This is a genomic window from Archangium gephyra, from assembly GCF_042230915.1.
Classification (GTDB): Bacteria; Myxococcota; Myxococcia; order Myxococcales; family Myxococcaceae; genus Archangium; species Archangium gephyra_B.
Map to the genome: position 1 here is coordinate 11,779,163 of NZ_CP102578.1, position 17,962 is coordinate 11,797,124.

Annotated in this window: 12 protein-coding genes; 4 read left to right on the plus strand and 8 right to left on the minus strand. The window is 71.1% G+C overall.

Annotated features, from left to right (window positions below; all coding sequences use genetic code 11):
* Positions 1–46: 46 nt before the first annotated feature.
* Both NR798_RS46775 and NR798_RS46780 read right to left on the minus strand, forming a co-directional pair.
* Positions 47–3,322, minus strand: a complete 3,276-nt coding sequence (locus NR798_RS46775; RefSeq protein WP_375769136.1) for a kelch repeat-containing protein — start codon at positions 3,320–3,322, stop codon at positions 47–49.
* A 190-nt stretch (positions 3,323–3,512) separates the two neighbouring features.
* Positions 3,513–6,725, minus strand: a complete 3,213-nt coding sequence (locus tag NR798_RS46780; RefSeq protein ID WP_375769137.1) for a kelch repeat-containing protein — start codon at positions 6,723–6,725, stop codon at positions 3,513–3,515.
* Between the two features lie 128 nt (positions 6,726–6,853).
* Between NR798_RS46780 and NR798_RS46785 the strand changes: the two genes are divergently transcribed.
* Positions 6,854–7,942: an Rpn family recombination-promoting nuclease/putative transposase gene (locus tag NR798_RS46785; RefSeq protein ID WP_375769138.1), complete on the plus strand. Its 1,089-nt coding sequence runs from the start codon at positions 6,854–6,856 to the stop codon at positions 7,940–7,942.
* Between the two features lie 8 nt (positions 7,943–7,950).
* Here the strand turns inward: NR798_RS46785 and pgm are convergent, their stop codons facing one another.
* Together pgm and NR798_RS46795 are read right to left on the minus strand one after the other, a co-directional pair.
* Positions 7,951–9,588: a phosphoglucomutase (alpha-D-glucose-1,6-bisphosphate-dependent) gene (pgm, locus tag NR798_RS46790; protein WP_375769139.1), complete on the minus strand. Its 1,638-nt coding sequence runs from the start codon at positions 9,586–9,588 to the stop codon at positions 7,951–7,953.
* Positions 9,589–9,673: 85 nt separating this feature from the next.
* Positions 9,674–10,492, minus strand: a complete 819-nt coding sequence (locus NR798_RS46795; RefSeq protein WP_375769140.1) for a hypothetical protein — start codon at positions 10,490–10,492, stop codon at positions 9,674–9,676.
* Positions 10,493–10,778: 286 nt separating this feature from the next.
* Here NR798_RS46795 and glgC point away from each other — a divergent pair, with 286 nt between their 5' ends.
* Positions 10,779–12,032, plus strand: coding sequence for a glucose-1-phosphate adenylyltransferase (gene glgC / locus NR798_RS46800; RefSeq protein ID WP_375769141.1), 1,254 nt, complete (start codon positions 10,779–10,781; stop codon positions 12,030–12,032).
* On the opposite strand, the gene NR798_RS46805 is transcribed toward glgC, so the two are convergent.
* The gene (locus NR798_RS46805) at positions 12,017–13,486 is read right to left on the minus strand and encodes a hypothetical protein (RefSeq protein ID WP_375769142.1); all 1,470 of its coding nucleotides are present in this window, start codon (positions 13,484–13,486) and stop codon (positions 12,017–12,019) included. The two genes, glgC and NR798_RS46805, sit on opposite strands and share 16 nt — an antisense overlap.
* A 129-nt stretch (positions 13,487–13,615) precedes the next feature.
* Positions 13,616–14,494: a lysostaphin resistance A-like protein gene (locus tag NR798_RS46810; RefSeq protein WP_375769143.1), complete on the minus strand. Its 879-nt coding sequence runs from the start codon at positions 14,492–14,494 to the stop codon at positions 13,616–13,618.
* 251 nt (positions 14,495–14,745) lie between these two features.
* Between NR798_RS46810 and NR798_RS46815 the strand changes: the two genes are divergently transcribed.
* Together NR798_RS46815 and NR798_RS46820 are read left to right on the plus strand one after the other, a co-directional pair.
* Positions 14,746–15,195: a hypothetical protein gene (locus NR798_RS46815; RefSeq protein ID WP_375769144.1), complete on the plus strand. Its 450-nt coding sequence runs from the start codon at positions 14,746–14,748 to the stop codon at positions 15,193–15,195.
* Between the two features lie 19 nt (positions 15,196–15,214).
* Positions 15,215–16,093 (plus strand): alpha/beta fold hydrolase, encoded by an 879-nt coding sequence (locus NR798_RS46820; protein WP_375769145.1) that lies wholly within the window; start codon positions 15,215–15,217, stop codon positions 16,091–16,093.
* A gap of 30 nt (positions 16,094–16,123) precedes the next feature.
* Here NR798_RS46820 and NR798_RS46825 read toward each other — a convergent pair whose 3' ends face one another.
* Both NR798_RS46825 and NR798_RS46830 read right to left on the minus strand, forming a co-directional pair.
* The gene (locus tag NR798_RS46825) at positions 16,124–16,651 is read right to left on the minus strand and encodes an AgmX/PglI C-terminal domain-containing protein (RefSeq protein WP_375769146.1); all 528 of its coding nucleotides are present in this window, start codon (positions 16,649–16,651) and stop codon (positions 16,124–16,126) included.
* A gap of 43 nt (positions 16,652–16,694) precedes the next feature.
* Complete coding sequence (locus tag NR798_RS46830) at positions 16,695–17,933, minus strand: saccharopine dehydrogenase family protein (RefSeq protein WP_375769147.1); 1,239 nt, start codon at positions 17,931–17,933, stop codon at positions 16,695–16,697.
* Positions 17,934–17,962 lie beyond the last annotated feature (29 nt).

The window sequence follows — 17,962 nt, forward strand, 5'->3', positions numbered from 1 at the left end:
ACGGCCGGCCCGAGCGTTCCCGGACCGGCCCCACCGTGACGGCGGCTCAGGGGGTGTAGAGCATCCCCGGGCCATAACCCGCGTAGGCGGTGCCCACCACCAGCACCTGCCCGGAGGGCAGCAGCACCGCCCTGTGGCGTATGCGCAACGAGCCGGTGTCTCTCATCGCGGTCCACACGCCCGTGTCCGGGTCATACAGGTCCGCCCGCACCTCCACGACCGCAGCGCCCACCCAGGGCGTTCCGCCCACCACCAGCACCTGGCCCGAGGGCAACAACGTCGCTGTATGGCCGTAGCGGGCGAAGCGCAGGACGCCCGTCAACGACCAGGTGCCCGTCTCCGGATCGTACAGCTCCGCCACTTCACTCGTGTGGGAGCCGCCCACCACCAGCACCTTGCCCGAGGGCAGCAGCGTCGCCGTGTGATCCTGGTGCTCGATCGCCGAGGGGGCCGCCCAGGACCACGTGTCCGTCACCGGGTCATACAGCTCCACCGTCCTGGGGTCGGCCGCTCCGCCCACCACCAGCACCTTGCCCGAGGGCAGCAGCGTCGCCGTGTGGGTGCGGCGGGCCGCGAGCGGGACCGCGGCCGGGGACCAGGTGTTCGCCGCCGGGTCGTACAGCTCGGCCGAGCGGTGGCACATCGCGCTGTCGCACCCGCCCACCACCAGCACCTTGCCCGAGGGCAGCAGCGTCGCCGTGTGGTCCACGCGGCGCAACGCCATGGAGCCCGCCGGGGACCAGGTGCCCGCCGCCGGGTCATACAGCTCCGCCGTCTCGAGCTCGGTGCCCCGCTCGAACATGCCCCCCGCCACCAGCACCTTGCCCGAGGGCAGCAGCGTCGAGGTGTGCGCGAGGCGGGCCTGCAGCAGGCTTCCCGTGGCCGACCAGGAGCGTGTCACCGGATCATACAGCTCCGCCGAGTCGAGGCCCGGGCTCTCCCACGTCCTGAATCCCCCCGCCGCCAGCACCTTGCCCGAGGGCAACACCATCAACGTGTGCCCGGCGCGGTTCGCGGCACGGCCGGGGGCGGCCCAGGTCTCCGCCGCCGGGTCGAACACCTCCGCGAAGAAGGCCTCCTTGCTGCCGCCGAGGAGCACCACCTTGCCCGAGGGCAGCGCCACCAGCGCGTTGCGCTCGCGGTGCTTCGCCAGGCCGGTGGTGGCGGCCCATGTCCCCGCCACCGGGTCATACAGCTCCGCCTGGTCCGAGCTCCCCCCAGCCACCAGCACCTTCCCCGACGGCAGCACCGCCACCGAGGCATGGCTGCGAGGCCGCGCCATGGCGCCCGTCGGGCTCCACGTGCCCGCCGCCGGGTCGTACAGCTCCGCCGTCCGGGCCGCTTCGCCTCCCACGAGGGAGCCTCCCACCACCAGCACCTGGCCCGAGCGCAGCAGGGCCGCCGCGTGCCAGGTGCGGCGCGAGCCCAGCGGGCCCGTGAGCGTCCAGGTCCCCGCCTCCGGGTCGTACAGCTCCGCCACGGCACTGTCGCCGCCCGCCACCAGCACCTTGCCCGAGGGCAGCAGCGTCGCCGTGTGGCCCTGGTGGCTCACGGACATGGAGGCCACCGGGCTCCACGTGCCCGCCGCCGGATCGTACAGCTCCGCCGAGTCGAGGGCCGTGGCCCCCGTGGAGCCGCCACGGGTATAGCCCCCCACCACCAGCACCTTGCCCGAGGGCAACAGCGTCGCGGTGTGGTCCGCGCGCGACACGGCCAGCGAGCCCGTCGAGGACCAGGTGTCCGTCGCGGGATCGTACAGCTCCGCCGCGGCCGTCTCGCCTCCGGCCACCAGCACCTTGCCCGACGGCAGCAGGGTGGCGGTGTGCAGGGTGTGCGCCCCTTTCAGCAAGCCCGTCGAGACGGACAGCCCCGTCGCCGGGTCATACACCTCCGCCGTCGCCCCCCAGAACCCGGCCCTGTCGATCACCAGCACCCGGCCCGAGGGCAGCAGCGTCGTGGTGAGGGCGTCGGCCCCCGAGTTCAACCCACCGATGGCGGCCCACGTGCCTGGCGGAGGAGCGCACTCGGGCAGCCCGCCGAAGCGGAAGGTGTAGGGCGTGGACAGCCCCAGCGCGTTGCTCACCGTGACCGTGACGGACAGCGTCTCCCCGGCGGAACCGCACGCGGGCGCCGTCCAGGGCACCTCGCTCGCCGAGGCACCCTTCACCGGCGTGCCCAGCGTCCCCCGGCTCGCCGACCACGCGAAGCCGAGCGTGCTGCCCTGAGGGTCCTTCGCCTCCACGCGCAGCGTGAAGAGCCGGCCCGGCGACACCGAGATACCGGTCGATACCACCTCGGGGGGCAGTGAGGGCCTGGGGGGCTCGCTCACGCAGAGGGAGAGCGTGCCCGTCTCCTGGCCGCCCCGCCCATCCTCCACCGTCACGCCCAGGTGGCACTCGCAGCTGCCCGCGGCGGGCACGGCGTCGGGCGTGAAGCGCGCGGTGGCCGAGCGCTCGTCCACCCAGCGCCCCGAGCAACCCGAGGCGCTCCAGTGATAGGTCAGCGCGTCGCCGTCCACGTCGGAGGCGGTCACCGCCAAGGTGGTGGACGCGCCCGGCAGCACGCGCGAGGGCGAGGCGGTGATGCCCTCCACCCGCGGCCGGTTGTTCAGCGAGATGTCGATGTCCGCGCCCCCCGTGCCGGTGCGCACCGTGACGGAGATACTCAAGGTGTCGGAGGCGCCGTGCGAGTCCGTCACCACGAGCGTCAGCGGCACCGGGCCCTCGGCCGAGGGAGCCGTCCACGAGGTCGCCGCGCTGGAGGCCGAGCCGAACGTTCCCGCGGGGGCCGTCCACGCGTAGGTGAGCACATCGCCGGGGTTCGCATCATGCGCGGTGGCCGTCAGGGTGAGGGAGCCGCCGGGAGCCACGGCGCTGGCCGAGGCCACCAGGGAGTCGATGACGGGCACGGCGTTCTCGAACGGCGTGGAGGGCGAGAGCCGTTGCAGGGTGATGGCCACCAGCACCGTCTCCCCGGCGGAGATGGTGACGCCGGTGGCCTTGCCCGCGTACATCTTCGTGCCGTCCACGCCAAAGGCCTCGGCGGTGAAGGTGCGCTCCGCCCCCGCCGGGATGCCCGCCATCGTCCCGCCCCACGTCCCGTCCACCTTCTCCAGGGACAGGAGGCGCGAGGAGTCCAGGTCCGGCGCCGTGAGCTCGATTTCCACGCGCGCCACGCCGCTCGCGGTCAGCGCCTGCTCGAAGTGGCCCACGAACCGGGCCGAGCCCTCGGGCCGCACCGGCTGCTCCGGGCGGCAGCCCGAGACAATCCATACCAACCCCACCGCCAACCAGGGCAGCAGCGAAAAGCTTCGACGTTGCACGAACTCCCCCTCTACGAAAACGCGCTCCGGCCTCACGCGGACCGGACCACTCTAGCCGAGCGAACGCACCGTCGCGTCTGTCTTTCACGAGGGTTACCCGACACCGCGTGACAAGGATTGGACGGCAGGTGAAGTCCTCGGGACGGCCGGCCCGGAGCGCTCCCGGACCGGCCCCCACCCTGATGGCGGCTCAGGGGTTGTAGAGCAACGTCGAGGCGAAGAACCCTCCCTCGGGATTCACCACCAGCACCTGCCCGGAGGGCAACCGCGTCGCGGTATGCCCGTAGCAATACGCGTCGATATCTCCAGCCAGCGACCAGTTCCCGGTGACCGGATCGTATAGCTCAGACATCACCACGGGGCTGGAGAGGACCCCTCCGGCCACCAGCACCTTGCCCGACGCCAGCACCGTCGCCGTGTGATTGCCTCGAGGCCAGGTCATGGCGCCCGTGGGGGCCCACGTCCCTGTCGCCGGGTCATAGACCTCTACCCCCGGCGAGTCGGGGCCGAACCCGCCCACCACCAGCACCTTGCCCGACGCCAGCACCGTCGCCGTGTGCTGCTCCCGAGGCCAGGTCATGGCGCCCGTGGGGGTCCACGTCCCCGTTGCCGGGTCATAGATCGCCGCCCCGTAGCCAACGACCAGGACCTTGCCCGTTGCCAGCAGCGTCGCCGTGCCATAGACAGACACGGTTCCCGCCTCGGCCCACGTTCCCGTCTCCGGGTCGTACAGCTCCATCACGGAAGAGCCGCCCCCCAGGACCAGGACCCTGCCTGTGGGCAGCATCAGGGCGAAATGGCCGTACCGGGGTACACGCATGGCCCCCGTCGGACTCCACGCTCCCGTTGCCGGGTCATACAGCTCCGCTGTCGCGAGGGAACTACCGGCTGCGTGACCTCCGGCCACGAGAACCCTGCCCGTCGGCAACAGCGTCGCCGTATGGCGCGCACGCGCCGTGGTCATGGAACCTGTCGTCCTCCAGGTCCCCCTCGCGGGCTCGTAGAGCGCCGCCTTCACGCCGAAGCTGGTGCCTCCCGCCATCAAGACGCTGCCCGCCGGCAGCAGCGTCGCCGAGTGACCCCAGCCTGCCGTGGGCTCCCCCCCGTACGGCGTCCATGCGCCCGTCATGGGGTCGTACACTTCCACCAGGGAGCGGGAGCCCCCCGTCACCAGCACCTTGCCGGTCGGCAGCAGCGTCGCCGCATGGAGGTAATGCGAGGCCACCGGAGCGCCCGTGGGTGTCCAGTTCCCCGTCTCGGGGTCGTACACCTCCGCGAAGGATTCCCCGACGACCAGCACCTTGCCTGTCGGAAGCAACGTCGCCGAGAGCAAGAAGCTCCCCTGGCTCATGGTTCCCGCCGGAGTCCACGTGCCCGTCTCCGGATCGTACGTCTCCGCCAACAAGAGGGTGGAGTGGCCCCCCGCCACCAGCACCTTGCCCGTCGGGAGCAACGTCGCCGTATGGGCCTCACGGCCCACGCTCATGGCGCCCGCCGGGCTCCACGTGCCCGTCTCCGGATCGTACAGCTCCGCCGTCTCGAGAGGCCTCGCGGCGCTTCCCTGACCTCCCGTCACCAGCACCTTGCCCGTGGGCAGCAGCGTCGCCGTATGGAAGCTGCGGGCAGCCGCCATGGGGGCCGCCGGGCTCCACGTGCCCGTCTCCGGGTCGTACAGCTCCGCGGTCGCGAGGGGAGCACCATCGGAACCGGCTCCTCCGGCGACCAGGACCTTGCCTGTCGGCAGCAGGGTGGCCGTGAGCCGCTCCCGGTACGTGGACATGGAGCCGGTGGGAGCCCAGGTCCAGGACACGGAGTCGAAGAGGTCCACCTTGTCGGACTTCCCCACCACGAGCACCTTGCCCGTCGGAAGCAACGTCGCGGTGTGGAGGTAGCGTCTGTAGCCCACGAAGGGCTCGGAACTCCCGGAGCCCACGAGGGTCGACAGCCCCGTCTCCGGATCGAAGACCTCCTCCGAAACAGTATCCGGGGGTCCATCGGCCCCCCCCACCATCAGCACCAGCCCGGATGGAAGCAGCGTCGCCGTGTGCAATTGCCTGGCTCGGCTCAAGCCCCCAACGGCACTCCACGTTCCGGGACGCAGACAGTCCGGCACGTCCCTGACGACAGTAAAGGGGGTGGACGTGGACAGGCCGAGTGCGTTGCGCACCGTGGCCGTGAGGGTGACGCTGCCTCCGCCCAGCACACACCCGGGCGCCGTCCACACCACCTCGCTCCGGGTGGCGCTGCTCGCCGGAGTGCCCAACGTCCCCGCGCTCGCCGCCCAAGAGAACGCGAGCGCGCTGCCCTGCGGGTCCTCCGCCTCCACCCGCAGCGTGACGGTGCCGCCCGCTGGAGCGGTGCTGGCGGACTGGAAGGTGCTCACCACCTCCGGCGCGAACAGCGGCACCGGGGGCTCGCCCACGCACATGGCCAGCGTGCCCAGCGCCTGCCCCCCACGCCCATCCTCCACCGTCACCCCCAACCGGCAATCACAGGCGCCTCCCGGCGGCACGGCATCCGGAGTGAAGCGCGCCGTCGCCGACGTCTCCCCCGTCCAGCTCCCCGTGCACCCGGACGCGCTCCACCGGTACGCCAGTGCATCGCCGTCCGCATCCGAGGCCGTCGCCACCACCGTGGTGGCCTCGCCCACGTTCACGCGCGAGGGCGTGGCGACGATGCGCGCCACCAGCGGCCAGGTGTTCAGCGTGACGTCGACATCCGCGCCGCCGCTCGCGCCTCGCACCTTGAGCGAGAGGCTCACCGTGGCCGAGGAGCCATGCGGGTCCGTCACCGTCAGCTTCAGCGTCACCGGCGCCGTGGCCTCTGGAGCCGTCCACGTCGTCGTGGCGCTGGAGGCCGAGCCGAGCGTCCCCGCCGTGGCCGTCCACGCATAGGTGAGCGCATCGGTGGGGTTGGGGTCATGGGCGGTGGCACGCAGGGTGACGCTCTCGCCCGGGGACGCGGAGCTGGCCGAGGCCACCAGCGCGTCGATGATGGGCACCGCGTTCTCGAAAGGAGGCCGGGCCGCCGTCTCCTGCAGGGTGATGGCCACCAGGGCCGTGCGCCCCGGAGTAATGGTGATGCCGGTGGCCGAGCCCGTGAACAGCTTCGTCCCCTCCGCTCCGAAGGCCTCCGCGCGGAAGGTGCGGTCCGCTCCCGCCGGGACGCGGCCCAGGGTTCCGCTCCAATGGCCGCCCGTCTTCACCAGCTCCGCGCTGAGGGGCACCATGTCCGCGGCCGTGACCGTCACGGCGACGCGCGTCACGTCACTCGTGGCCAGGGCCTGCTGGAGACTGCCCACGAGTTGCACCGAGCCGGTGGGCACTTCCGGCTGACAACCCGAGACAATGACTACCCATACCGCCGCCAACCATGGCAGCAGCGTGAATGCTTTGCGTTGCATGAATTGCCCCCTCACTCGTGAAGGCGCACGTGAGGTACGCGCGCGGCCTTCAACCTAACGGGAGATCCGGGCGTATTCGAATTCAGCGTCCGTTGGCATATCTCGCACGCTGGACGGTAGGGGCCGAGATGGACGTCCACGGCCAGCCCGCTCCCCGCGCGGCGCCCCTGGCCCGCGCCATGCTCTGGGCACCGTCCACCATGCCGGGACCTCATGATCTCTTCGCTCGCTACACCTTCGGCCACCCCGAGCGCGCCGCCGCGGAGCTGCGTGCCGTGCTGCCCGCGCATGTCGTCTCCGACGTGGACTGGTCGTCCTTGCGGCGGGAGCACGGCAGCGTGGTGGACCCGGAGCTGAGGGAAACGGAGAGCGACCTGCTCTTCACGGCCCGGTTGCACACCGGCCAGCCGCTGCTGCTGTACGTGTTGCTGGAGCACCAGTCCACGGTGGACCCGTGGATGGCGCTGAGGATGCTGCGCTACGTGGTGCGCCAGGTAGAGCGCTGGCGCCAGGAACACCCGAAGAGCGAGCTGCTGCCGCTCATCATCCCGCTCGTCATGTACCACGGGGCCGAGGGCACCTGGACGGCACCGCGCCGGGTGGAGGACCTCTTCGACATGCCGGAAGGACAGGAGAAGCGGGAGCAGTGGCGAGCGCTGGTGCCACGTTTCGAGTACCTGCTCGATGACCTGACGGCCGAGCGGGAAGAGGCTCTGAGCGCTCGCCCCGGCCCACCCCTGGCCCGGCTGGCGTGGCTGGTGCTGCGCTACGGACGCACGGGGGAACTGGCCCGGAAGCTACCGGACTGGGTGGCGCTCTTCGCTCAGATGCAGGCCGCTCCCGAGGGCGCCGAGCATCTGGTGGTGGTCATCCGTTACCTGCAGTCGACCGAGGGCAAGGCCATCCATGCAGCGGCACGGCAGGTGTTACATTCGTTGGTGGATGAGCAACGAGCGGAGGAGCTGATGGGAACCTGGGCCGAGGAAATGATTGAGGAGGGAGTCCAGAAGGGTCTAGCCATGGGCCGGGAAGAGGGCCGGCTCCAAGAGCGTGCCGGGGTGGTGCTCCGGATTCTCACCAAGCGGGGGGTGCAGGTGGACGAGGCCGCCCGCCAGCGCATCCTCTCCTGCACGGACGGGGCGACCCTGGACCGCTGGTTCGATCGGGCGCTGACCGCCAGCGCCCTGTCCGAGGTGCTGGACGGTCTTGCCCAGTAGCGTTGCGCTCAGCCTCGCGCGAAGGCGTCGCTCACGATCTTTCGCGCCTCCTCGACGATGGACTCCAGGTGCTTCGCGTCGCGGAAGCTCTCCGCGTAGATCTTGTACACGTCCTCGGTGCCCGAGGGCCGCGCGGCGAACCAGCCGTTCTCCGTCACCACCTTGAGCCCGCCGATATCCGCGTTGTTGCCGGGCGCCTTCGTGAGGCGCTGGAGGATGGGCTCGCCCGCGAGCGTGGTGGCGCGCACCGCGTCCGGCGACAGCTTCTTGAGCGCCGACTTCTGCGCCGCCGTGGCCGGTTGATCGATGCGTGTGTAGATGGGCGCGCCGAACTTCTTCGTCAGCTCCTGGTAGTGCACGCCCGGATCCTTGCCCGTGCGCGCGAGAATCTCCGCGGCCAGCAAGTCGAGGATGATGCCGTCCTTGTCGGTGGACCAGACGGTGCCGTCGTGGCGCAGGAACGAGGCGCCCGCGCTCTCCTCGCCGCCGAAGCCGAGCGAGCCATCCAGCAGCCCGTCCACGAACCACTTGAAGCCCACGGGCACCTCGACCACGCGCCGGCCCAGGTCCTTGCCCACGCGGTCGATCATGCTGCTGCTCACCAGCGTCTTGCCCACGCCCGTGCCGGGCTTCCAGCCGGGCCGGTTCCGGTACAGGTAGCTGATGGCCACGGACAGGTAGTGGTTGGGATTCATCAGCCCCACGCTGCGGGTGACGATGCCGTGCCGATCCGAGTCCGTGTCGTTGCCGAAGGCGATGTCGTAGCGGTCCTTGAGCTCGACCAGGCCGGCCATGGCGTAGGGTGACGAGCAGTCCATGCGGATCTTCCCGTCGTGGTCCACGCGCATGAAGCGGAAGGTGGGGTCCACCGTCTTGTTCACCACCTGGATGGACAGGCCATAGCGCGCGGCGATGGGCTCCCAGTAGGCGAGGTTGGAGCCGCCCAGCGGATCCGCCCCGATGGACAGCTTCGCCCCGCGGACCACCTCCAGGTCCACCACGTTGCCGAGGTCCTCGACGTACGGGGTGATGAAGTCATACGTCTTCACGGTGGAGGAGGTGCGGGCGCGCTCGTAGGGGATGCGCTGCACGCCGGCGTTGTCCGCGCCGAGCAATTCATTGGCGCGCTTCTCGACCTGGCCGGTAATCCCCGTGTCGGCGGGGCCGCCATTGGGCGGGTTGTATTTGATGCCCCCGTCCTCGGGCGGGTTGTGCGAGGGCGTGATGACGATGCCATCGGCGAGCCCCTGCGTGCGCCCGCGGTTGTAGGTGAGGATGGCGTGCGAGATGACCGGCGTGGGCGTGGCCCCGTCGGTGAAGCGCACCTGGACGCCGTGGGCCGCGAGCACCTCGAGCGCCGAGCGCTGGGCCGGCTCGGACAGCGCATGCGTGTCCATGCCGAGGAAGAGCGGACCGTCGATGCCCTCCTTCTTGCGGTACTCACAGACGGCCTGCGTCACCGCGAGGATGTGTGCCTCGTTGAAGGCGCGGCGCGCGGCCGAGCCGCGATGACCGGAGGTGCCGAAGGCCACGCGCTGCTCGGCCACGCGCACGTCGGGACGCTCCGAGTAGTACTGGGAGCGCAGCGTCTCGGGGTTGATGAGGAGGGACTCGGGAGGGAGCTTGCCAGCAAGAGGATGGGCCACGCGGCGAATCTACCCGCCACGTGGCCCCCATCCCATGCACTTGTTCGTGCCGATGTTGCCTCGTTCACGCCGCTCGGGCGGGGCGCTACGGAGTCGGAATCGGGGCGCCCGCGGGCTCGTTCACCCGCTCACTGTCGCTCGGGAAGCTGTCCCCCTCGAAGCGCTGGTCGTCCTCGAGGCCCGAGCCACCCGTGCCCTCCGTGCCGCTCTTGTCCTTGGCCTTGGCCTTGGTCTTCGCCTTCGTCTTGGCCTTGTCCTTCGCCTTGGTGTCCTTGTCCGGCATCTGCGCGGTGCCCGTGTCCGTGGTGCTGGTACCAGGGGCCGCGCCCGTGTCCATGGAGCCGGTGCCGGTGCCCGTCCCGGTGCCAGGAGGCGGGGCCATGGTGCCCGTACCCGTGCCCGTCCCGGTGCCAGGAGGCGGGGCCATGGTGCCCGTACCCGACCCGGTGCCCGTGGTGCCGGTGCCACCCGTGCCCATGTCGTCCTGCATGCCGGAGCCGCCCGCGGCCTCGTCGTTCTGCAGGCCCGCGCCGCCCGTGCCCGGGTCCGTCGTCGGAGACGTGGCGTCATCCTGGATGACATCGTCCTGGATGAGGTCGCCGGAGCCGCCCGTCCCCGGGTTCTCCGGGTTCATCGTGCCCGAGCCGCCGTAGTCCTCGGGGATCCGGGTGCCCGTGTTGGGGATGGGCTCTCCGAAGTCGTCCTGGCCCATGTCACCGGCGCCTCCCGTACCTCCCGGCGCGGGCGTGGTGGTACCTCCCTGGTCCGTGGACGGCGGCGGCGTCGCCTGGTCCGCCGGTGGATCCGACGGCGGCAGCTCCGCCGCCTTGTCCGACTTGCACGCCGTCCCGAACGCCATGGCGCCAGCGATGAGGCCGGCGAGAATGAACTTGTTCCTCGTCATGGTGTGTCTCTCTCCCCCTCGAAAAAGCCGTTGCTGATGGCCGGGAACGTGGGGAGCCCATGGCCGCCTCGCAGGGAGCGCCTCCCAGGCCGGCCGCTCGTCGGGGCGGCGCGTCATGGCCCTTGCCGCGCGCGCCAGGGCTCAAGGGTTGGGTTCTCAACATCGTCCGGTGGCGCCTCGCACCCCGCGTGAGGGCGCGGGCCGGCGTCCCGAGTCACTCCGTCCGAAACCGAGCCTTTCCCGGGAAGCTCTCTATACTGGGCGCGGCCAGGGGGTTCTCCACACCATGAGCAGTCGCAAGCGCGTCCTCGGGATGATTCTCGCGGGAGGTCAGGGCACTCGCCTGGCTCCCTTGACGTCCAGGCGCTCCAAGCCCGCCGTCCCGTTCGGGTCCAAGTTCCGCATCATCGACTTCGCGATGAGCAACTTCCTGAACTCGGGCGTCTACTCCATCTACGTGCTGACGCAGTTCAAGGCCCAGTCGCTCACCGAGCACATCCAGCGCGGCTGGCGCTTCGGCTCGGGCCTGCTGGCCGACTACTTCATCACGCTCGCCCCGGCGCAGATGTACCTCTACGAGGAGCTGGGCAACGTCTGGTACCGCGGCACGGCCGACGCCATCTACCAGAACATGCACCTGGTGGAGAACTACCGCGCCGACGACGTGGCCATCTTCTCCGGCGACCACATCTACAAGATGAACGTGGCGCACATGCTGGAGCAGCACGAGGCGCACCGCGCCGACATCACCATCGCCGCCTACCCCACGCCGCTGGTGGACGCCTCGCGCTTCGGCGTGATGCAGGTGGACGAGCGCGGCCGCGTCACCGAGTTCCAGGAGAAGCCCAAGGACCCCAAGGCCATGCCGGGCAAGCCGAACATGGCCCTGTGCAGCATGGGCAACTACATCTTCAGCCGCCGCGTGCTCAGCGAGCTGCTGGAGGTGGACGCGCGCACCGAGGGCTCGCAGCACGACTTCGGCAAGGACGTGCTGCCGCGCGCGCTGCGCGATGGCTACCACATCCACGCGTATGACTTTCACTCCAACCCCATCCCCGGGCAGACGCGCGCCAACACGTACTGGCGCGACGTGGGGACGCTCGAGGCCTACCACGAGGCCTCGATGGACCTGGTGTCGGTGGACCCGGAGTTCGACGTCTTCAACCCGGAGTGGCCGCTGCGCACGGCCGTCGAGTACAGCCCGCCGGCCAAGTTCGTCCACGAGGCGGGCGAGCGCATGGGCCGCGCGCTCAACTCCATGGTGGCCGGCGGGTGCATCATCTCGGGCGGCACGGTGCGCGAGAGCATCCTGTTCCGCCGGGTGCGGGTGAACTCCTACTCGCTGGTGGAGCGCTCGGTGCTCTTCGACGAGGTGGACATCGGCCGGCACGCCAAGGTGAAGAACGCCATCATCGACAAGGACGTGCGCGTGCCGCCCAACGCGAGGATTGGCTACGACCTGGCGGCCGACAAGGCGCGCGGCTTCACCGTCACGGACAACGGAATCGTGGTGGTGCCCAAGGGCTACAAGTTCGACTGAGGCTCGCGCGCCGAGCGCCGCAGCCACAGGCACCCGAGCACCAGCAGGGCCGGGTAGAGCAGCGCGCGCCTCGGCATGTCCGTGCCGGGCGCCATGCGGTAGGCATTGAGCAGGGGCGAGGGGTGCGTCCAGGCCCGCGCCCGCAGGCAGCGCCAGGCCTCGGCGGCCTGTCCGGGCACGTCCGGGCCGGGGCAGTCGCCGGGGTCCACGAAGAGGGCATTGAGCAGCTCGTTGGAGCGGTAGATGCTGATGAGGTGCGGCACCGAGGCCACCGCGAGCAGCCCGGCCAGCAGCGCCACGCGCACCGGCGTGGCCACCAGCGGACGCACGAGGGACTCGGCCACCGGGGCATAGGCATACAGCAGCACCAGCAGGGCCGCCGGCAGCCACGGCAGCACCAGGCGCGGGCCCCACGCCCACCAGCCGAACGGTGCCCACCAGCGCGACAGCCCGGCGCACAGCAGGCCCACCAGCGCGGCCACGCCCAGCAGGGGCAGCCAGGAGGGACGCGCGGTGCCGCCGCGCCGATGCCTCGCCACCGCCAGTGGGAGCGCGGCCAGCAACAGCACGAGGAAGGGCCAGTAGAAGAGCAGCCCCGCGTTGGGCGCCACCCACAGCGCGACGAGGTTCTCCAGCTGCACCCCCAGGGGCGGGGCCCAGCTCGCCTCCTGCAGGTAGCGCGTGTTGACGGGCGAGCCGAAGCGGAAGAGGTTGAACGCGGCCGACAGCCCCCCGGCGAGCAGCACGGCGGCGGCGGCGCCCACCAGCCGCCCGCGCTCGGCGCGCAGCAGCTCGCGCCACGGCTGGCCCGGCACGTGGTGCACCACCACGCACGTGGCGCCCAGCACGGCGATGAACGGGAAGGCCGTCTCCTTGGTGAGCCCGTTGGCGAAAGCCAGCAGGGCCACGAGCCACGGGCTCCCGCGCCGCAGCCACGCCGCCGCCAGCGCCGCCGCGGCGAAGGTGGCCACCATCTCGCCGAAGGAGCGCGTGGCGTAGTGGAAGAGAATGCCGCTGGCCAGCACGAGCACCGCCGCCACCGCCACCGGGCGCGAGCGCACGGCCAGCGTCCGCCACGTCATGGCGAGCAGCCCGAAGAAGGCCGTGAGGCTCAGGTAGCAGAGCGCGCGCCCCGCGTCCTCCAGCGAGCCCCCGGCCGCGCGCACCAGCAGGGCGGGCCCGTACTGCAGCAGGGGCCACTTGCCGGCCTCGGTGCAGCCCGACCAGCGGCCCTCGGACAGGCACGCCCGGACGCCGTCGGCGCACCGGAGCAGGTCCTCCGTGTCCCCATCGAGGAAGAGCTGCCTCGCCATCACCCGGGCCAGCGCCGCGGCCGCGAGCAGGCCGAGCACCCACCCCGCTCGCGCGAGCAGCACCTGGAGGAAGGAACGGGCACCGGACCGCGCCTCGGCGGCGGTGCTGGGAGAGGGGGAGTGGGGCGTCAGCGGGGACATCGGGGCGCCTGTACGTATCTCATCCGAGCGCCGGATGCCTCGGGTGAAACGGGCCCGCCCAGCAGGCCTCCCGGCGAGCACTCCCTCACCCCGGCCCTCTCCCAGACGGAGAGGGGGGCCGCCGGAGCATCAACCCAGGACGCCTTCCGTGGGGTCGCGCACGACGCGAGCCTCAGCGGAGGTCCTCATTCTCCTGCTCAGCCACCACACGCCCACCGTGAACAGCCCCAGTGCTCCAGCGAACAGGGCGAGCCTGCTCGTCATGCCCAGCACCTCCGCGCCCGTGGCCTCCACTCCCGCGTACATCGTCACCACGAAGGCCAGCAGGTTGTGGGTGGCATGGATGAGGATGCACGGCACCAGCGAGCGCGTCTTCCAATACACCCAGCCCAGGAAGAGGCCCGCCAGCAGGCCCGCGATTCCCTGCCAGATGTTGAGATGAATCACCCCGAACAACACCGCCGACCCGGCAATCGCCTTGGCCGGTGAATGGTTCTTCAGCAACCCGTCGAGGATGATTCCCCGGAACAGGAGCTCCTCCAGCAGGGGCGCCAGGAGGACCACCGAGACGAACGAGAAGAGATTGGGGCGCAAGGCCTCGCCCATCATCTGCTCGAACCACTCGGGCGTGGGGATCAACGCCGTGATCGGGTCGATGATGAACCCCATGCAGATGGTCAGGGCACAGACCATCACGAGGATGCTCACGGGCACCCGCGTGAACTTCAGCGCGGGCCGCTCGACCAGGGCCAGCGACTTCTTGCGCAGTCCCACCCGGATGGCGAGCCCCAGCGTCAGGCCATACACCACCATTTCGAGCGCCGAGCGGAAGAGCGCATGGCTTCGCAGGGGCTCGGGCAGAAGCAGCGCGAGCAATTCCAGCGGCACGCCCACCGCGAAACCCAGGGCAATGCAAATGAGCACCAGCCCCGAGGCCTGTCTCAGGTTCGGGTAGTGGGTCGTCGAACGGTCCATGCGATGGTGCGGCTCCAGTGACGAAGTCGTCATGGGGTGTGGCTCCTCCTCCCGGTTGAAGCTGGAGCCGCGCCATCCATCGGCAAATAGATAATGTCCCTTCGACACATCGGGAAAACCGATGCTCCTAGCCCAGAAGACCGCGGGCAACCGGGCGAGCACCTCCCCGGCGGGCCGAGTCCCCGCTACCTTTCCAAAACGTCCCAGCTCGCCCTGCCCGTGGCCGTGGCGCGAGTAGTCTCCCTCCCACGTGCCGCGCGGGTGCGCGGAGGGAAGGGGCTCTCATGGCAGGCGATGGACTGCGTCTCCACTTCGACTTCGATGACGACGGCACCGGGGAGCTTCAGGCCAGCGTCCGCTCCCAGGGCTTCAGTGGCTACGGCAGCGCCTGGTTCAGCACCGCGCAGCTCGAGCGCTTCGCCTCGGCGCTCGCGGCGTTCCCGTTGACCGAGGAGGCCCGGAAGGGGCTCGCCGGTGGCTACTGGAAGGACGGCCAGTTGGTGGAGGCCCACCTGGGGCTGTCCGCCTACCAGATAGATCATGCGGGGCACATTGGCGTGCGCGTCCGTGTCGCGACGCCGATCGGTGTCGCCGCCCGCCCGCTGTCCCAGCACGTGGCCGAGGTCGAGCTCCAGACGACCTATCACGAGCTGGAGAGCTTCAGCCGGGAGCTCCGGGAGCACCTCGCGGGGGAACGGGAGGAAGCCGTTCTGAACTCGGACCTGCGGACCTGAGCCGCTATCATCCCCGCGCATGAACGTGGGTGTCACGCCTCCCGAAAGACAGACAACCCTGCGGCTGAACGACGGCCGCTCGCTCGCGTGGTCCGAGTGGGGCCCCGTTGACGGCCTCCCCGTCTTGTTCTGCACCGGCGCGGCGATGAGCGGCTCGCTCGGCTTCGGCGCGGACGCGCTCGCGGACCTCGGCATGCGGCTCCTCGCCATCGACCGGCCCGGCCTCGGCGCGTCCACCCCTCATCCCCAGAAGACCTTCGCCTCCTGGGTGGACGACGTACGGCAGCTCCTCACCGCGCACGGCCTGCGCGGCGTCACCACCGTCGGCTTCTCCCAGGGCGCGCCGTTCGCGCTGGCGCTCGCGGGCCGAGGCCTCGTGAAGGCCGTGGCGATCGTCTCCGGACAGGACGACCTCGCCTGGCCCTCGCTCGCGCCGCTGCTGCACCCCGACGTGGCCGCGATGGTCCGCTCCGCCCGGCAGGACCCCGCCGGCTTCGAGCAGTCCTTCGCGCGCATGGCCACGCCGGATGGTCTGTGGCAGCTCATCCTCGGCATGAGTGGCGAGCGCGACCGGGCGCTCTACCTCAGCGAGCCCTTCGGCACGGCGTACCAGCGGGCCCTGCGGGAGGGCTTCTCACAAGGCGCGCAAGGCTACGCGAGGGACCTCGTCAACGCCCTGGGCCCGTGGCTGGTGGAGCCGGAGCACATCCCGGTCCCGGTGGACCTCTGGTACGGCGGCGCGGACACCAGCACGGTCCACTCGCCCGACTTCGGCGCCACGCTCGCCACGCGCCTGCCCCACGCCACCCACGTCCTGGACCCCCAGGAGGGTGGTTCCATTCTCTGGACGAGGGCCCGCGACATCCTCGTGCGACTCAGGAGCCACGCCGGTACGTGACCCGGGCCTCGAGCCGGGCTCGCGAAGGGTTCACGGAGACCCGTCCCCCGCCCCAGGACCCCATATCCGGATGCCCACGTTCGGGGTGCCCGCGTCCGGTTCCTGCCGGGCCCTGAAGAGGAACGGGTAGGTGACGGCGACCCTTCCTCCATCCGCCACCGGAGGAAATCGCCACGCCGTCATCTTGCTGGCGATGCACTGCTCGAGCCCCGCGTCCCCCACCGTGTTCCGGGCCGCCACGGGGTCGCTGACCGAGCCGTCCGCGTTGATCATGAAGCGCACTGCTATCAGACCCTGGAGTTGGGGCGACTGCTCCAGGGCACGCTCGTAGCACTCGCGGATGTCACCCCGGTTGGCCTCGATGACCGAGCGGATCTGCTCCTTGTCCAGCCCGGGGCCCCCGCTGCCTCCATCCGGGCGGTCCGGCCCGTCCGTGCCACCGTCCTGGTCCGCCTGCCCCAGGGGCGCGAGCCGCTGAGGCGTGGACGGAGACGGCTTCGACCCGGCCGCGCACCCGCCCAGGGCCAGGGCCATGAGCACCCATCCCATGTTCCGCATTCGTGGATTCCTCCTGTTGAGGGCGACCCTATCCGAGCCCGGCCTACCCCGCCTCGGCCTGGAACGTCATGCCCGCGGCGCGCAGCCGCTCGACGAGCTTCATCCCCATGCACGAGGCGGGGGTGAGCAGCCCGCCGCGCTCCGGTAGCGCGTCCTCGGCGAGGCACAGCGCGGACTCGCCCAGCATCCACGACGTCGCGCCGTAACCCGGATCCTGCGTCGCCCCGACGCGCGCGCGCACCCGCTCCCCCGCCGCGCCCACCCCGAGCAATTCAATCTCGAACGAGCCGCTCTCGCGCGCCTCGCGGCTCGGCCCCTCGCCCGGGGCTGGCAGGAAGCGCTGGGCCAGCTTGCGCACGGGCCCGAACACCACCGCGCCGGACAGGGCCATGCCCGCGCTCGTCGCCACCGCCCGCGCCATTCCCGGCAGGCCCCGTCCCACGTCCACCGACTCGTCGTAACGGAACTCGCGCCCGTACGCGTAGCCGAGCAGCGCGTTGCTCCGCCGCACCACGCGCGTGTTCACCGCCGCCATGAAGAACGGCGCCAGCCACCGCCCCGTCTCCGCGTCCCGCCGGGGCCGCAGCCAGTCCTCCTGTCCGGGCACTCCGGGCGCGCCCTCGGGGTTCAGCGAGTACGGGTCCGCGAGCAACCGGCGCACCGCGGGGTCCTTCATCCGCTCCGCCGCGAGCAGCCCGCTGGCGATGGTTCCCCCGCTCGCGCCGCCCTTCATCCGCCGCACCCGGTAATGGGCCTCGGCCAGCCGTCCGCCCCGCGCGGCGAGCTGCTCGTGGAGCAGCAGCACCCCGAGGTCCGACGGAATGGAGTCGAAGCCGCACGAGGGGACGATGCGCGCTCCCGTCTCGACGGCGCGGGCATGGTGGGTGTCGATCATCTCGCGCACCCAGTGCGTCTCGCCCGTCAGGTCGCAGTAGTCGGTGCCCTGCTCCGCGCACGCGCCGAGCAGCGCGCTCCCATAGAGGGCATAGGGGCCCGCGGTGGTGCACACGACGCGCGTGCGCCGCGCGAGCTCGCCCATGGCGGCCCGGTCCAGGCTGTCGCCCGCCACCAGGGGGAGCTCCTTCGCCGAGGGCTCCAGGGCGGAGAGCTCGTCGCGCACGGCTCCGAGCTTGTCGAGGCTCCGGCCGGCGAGGGCCCAGCGGAGCGCGGGACGCTTCTTCACGAGGTACTCGGCGACGAGGCGCCCGGTGAACCCCGTGGCTCCGAAGAGGACGAGGTCGAACTCCCGGGTGCGGGTGCGGCGCTGCTCACGGTCTGTCATGCTCGCGGATGCAAGCACCGGAAGCGCCG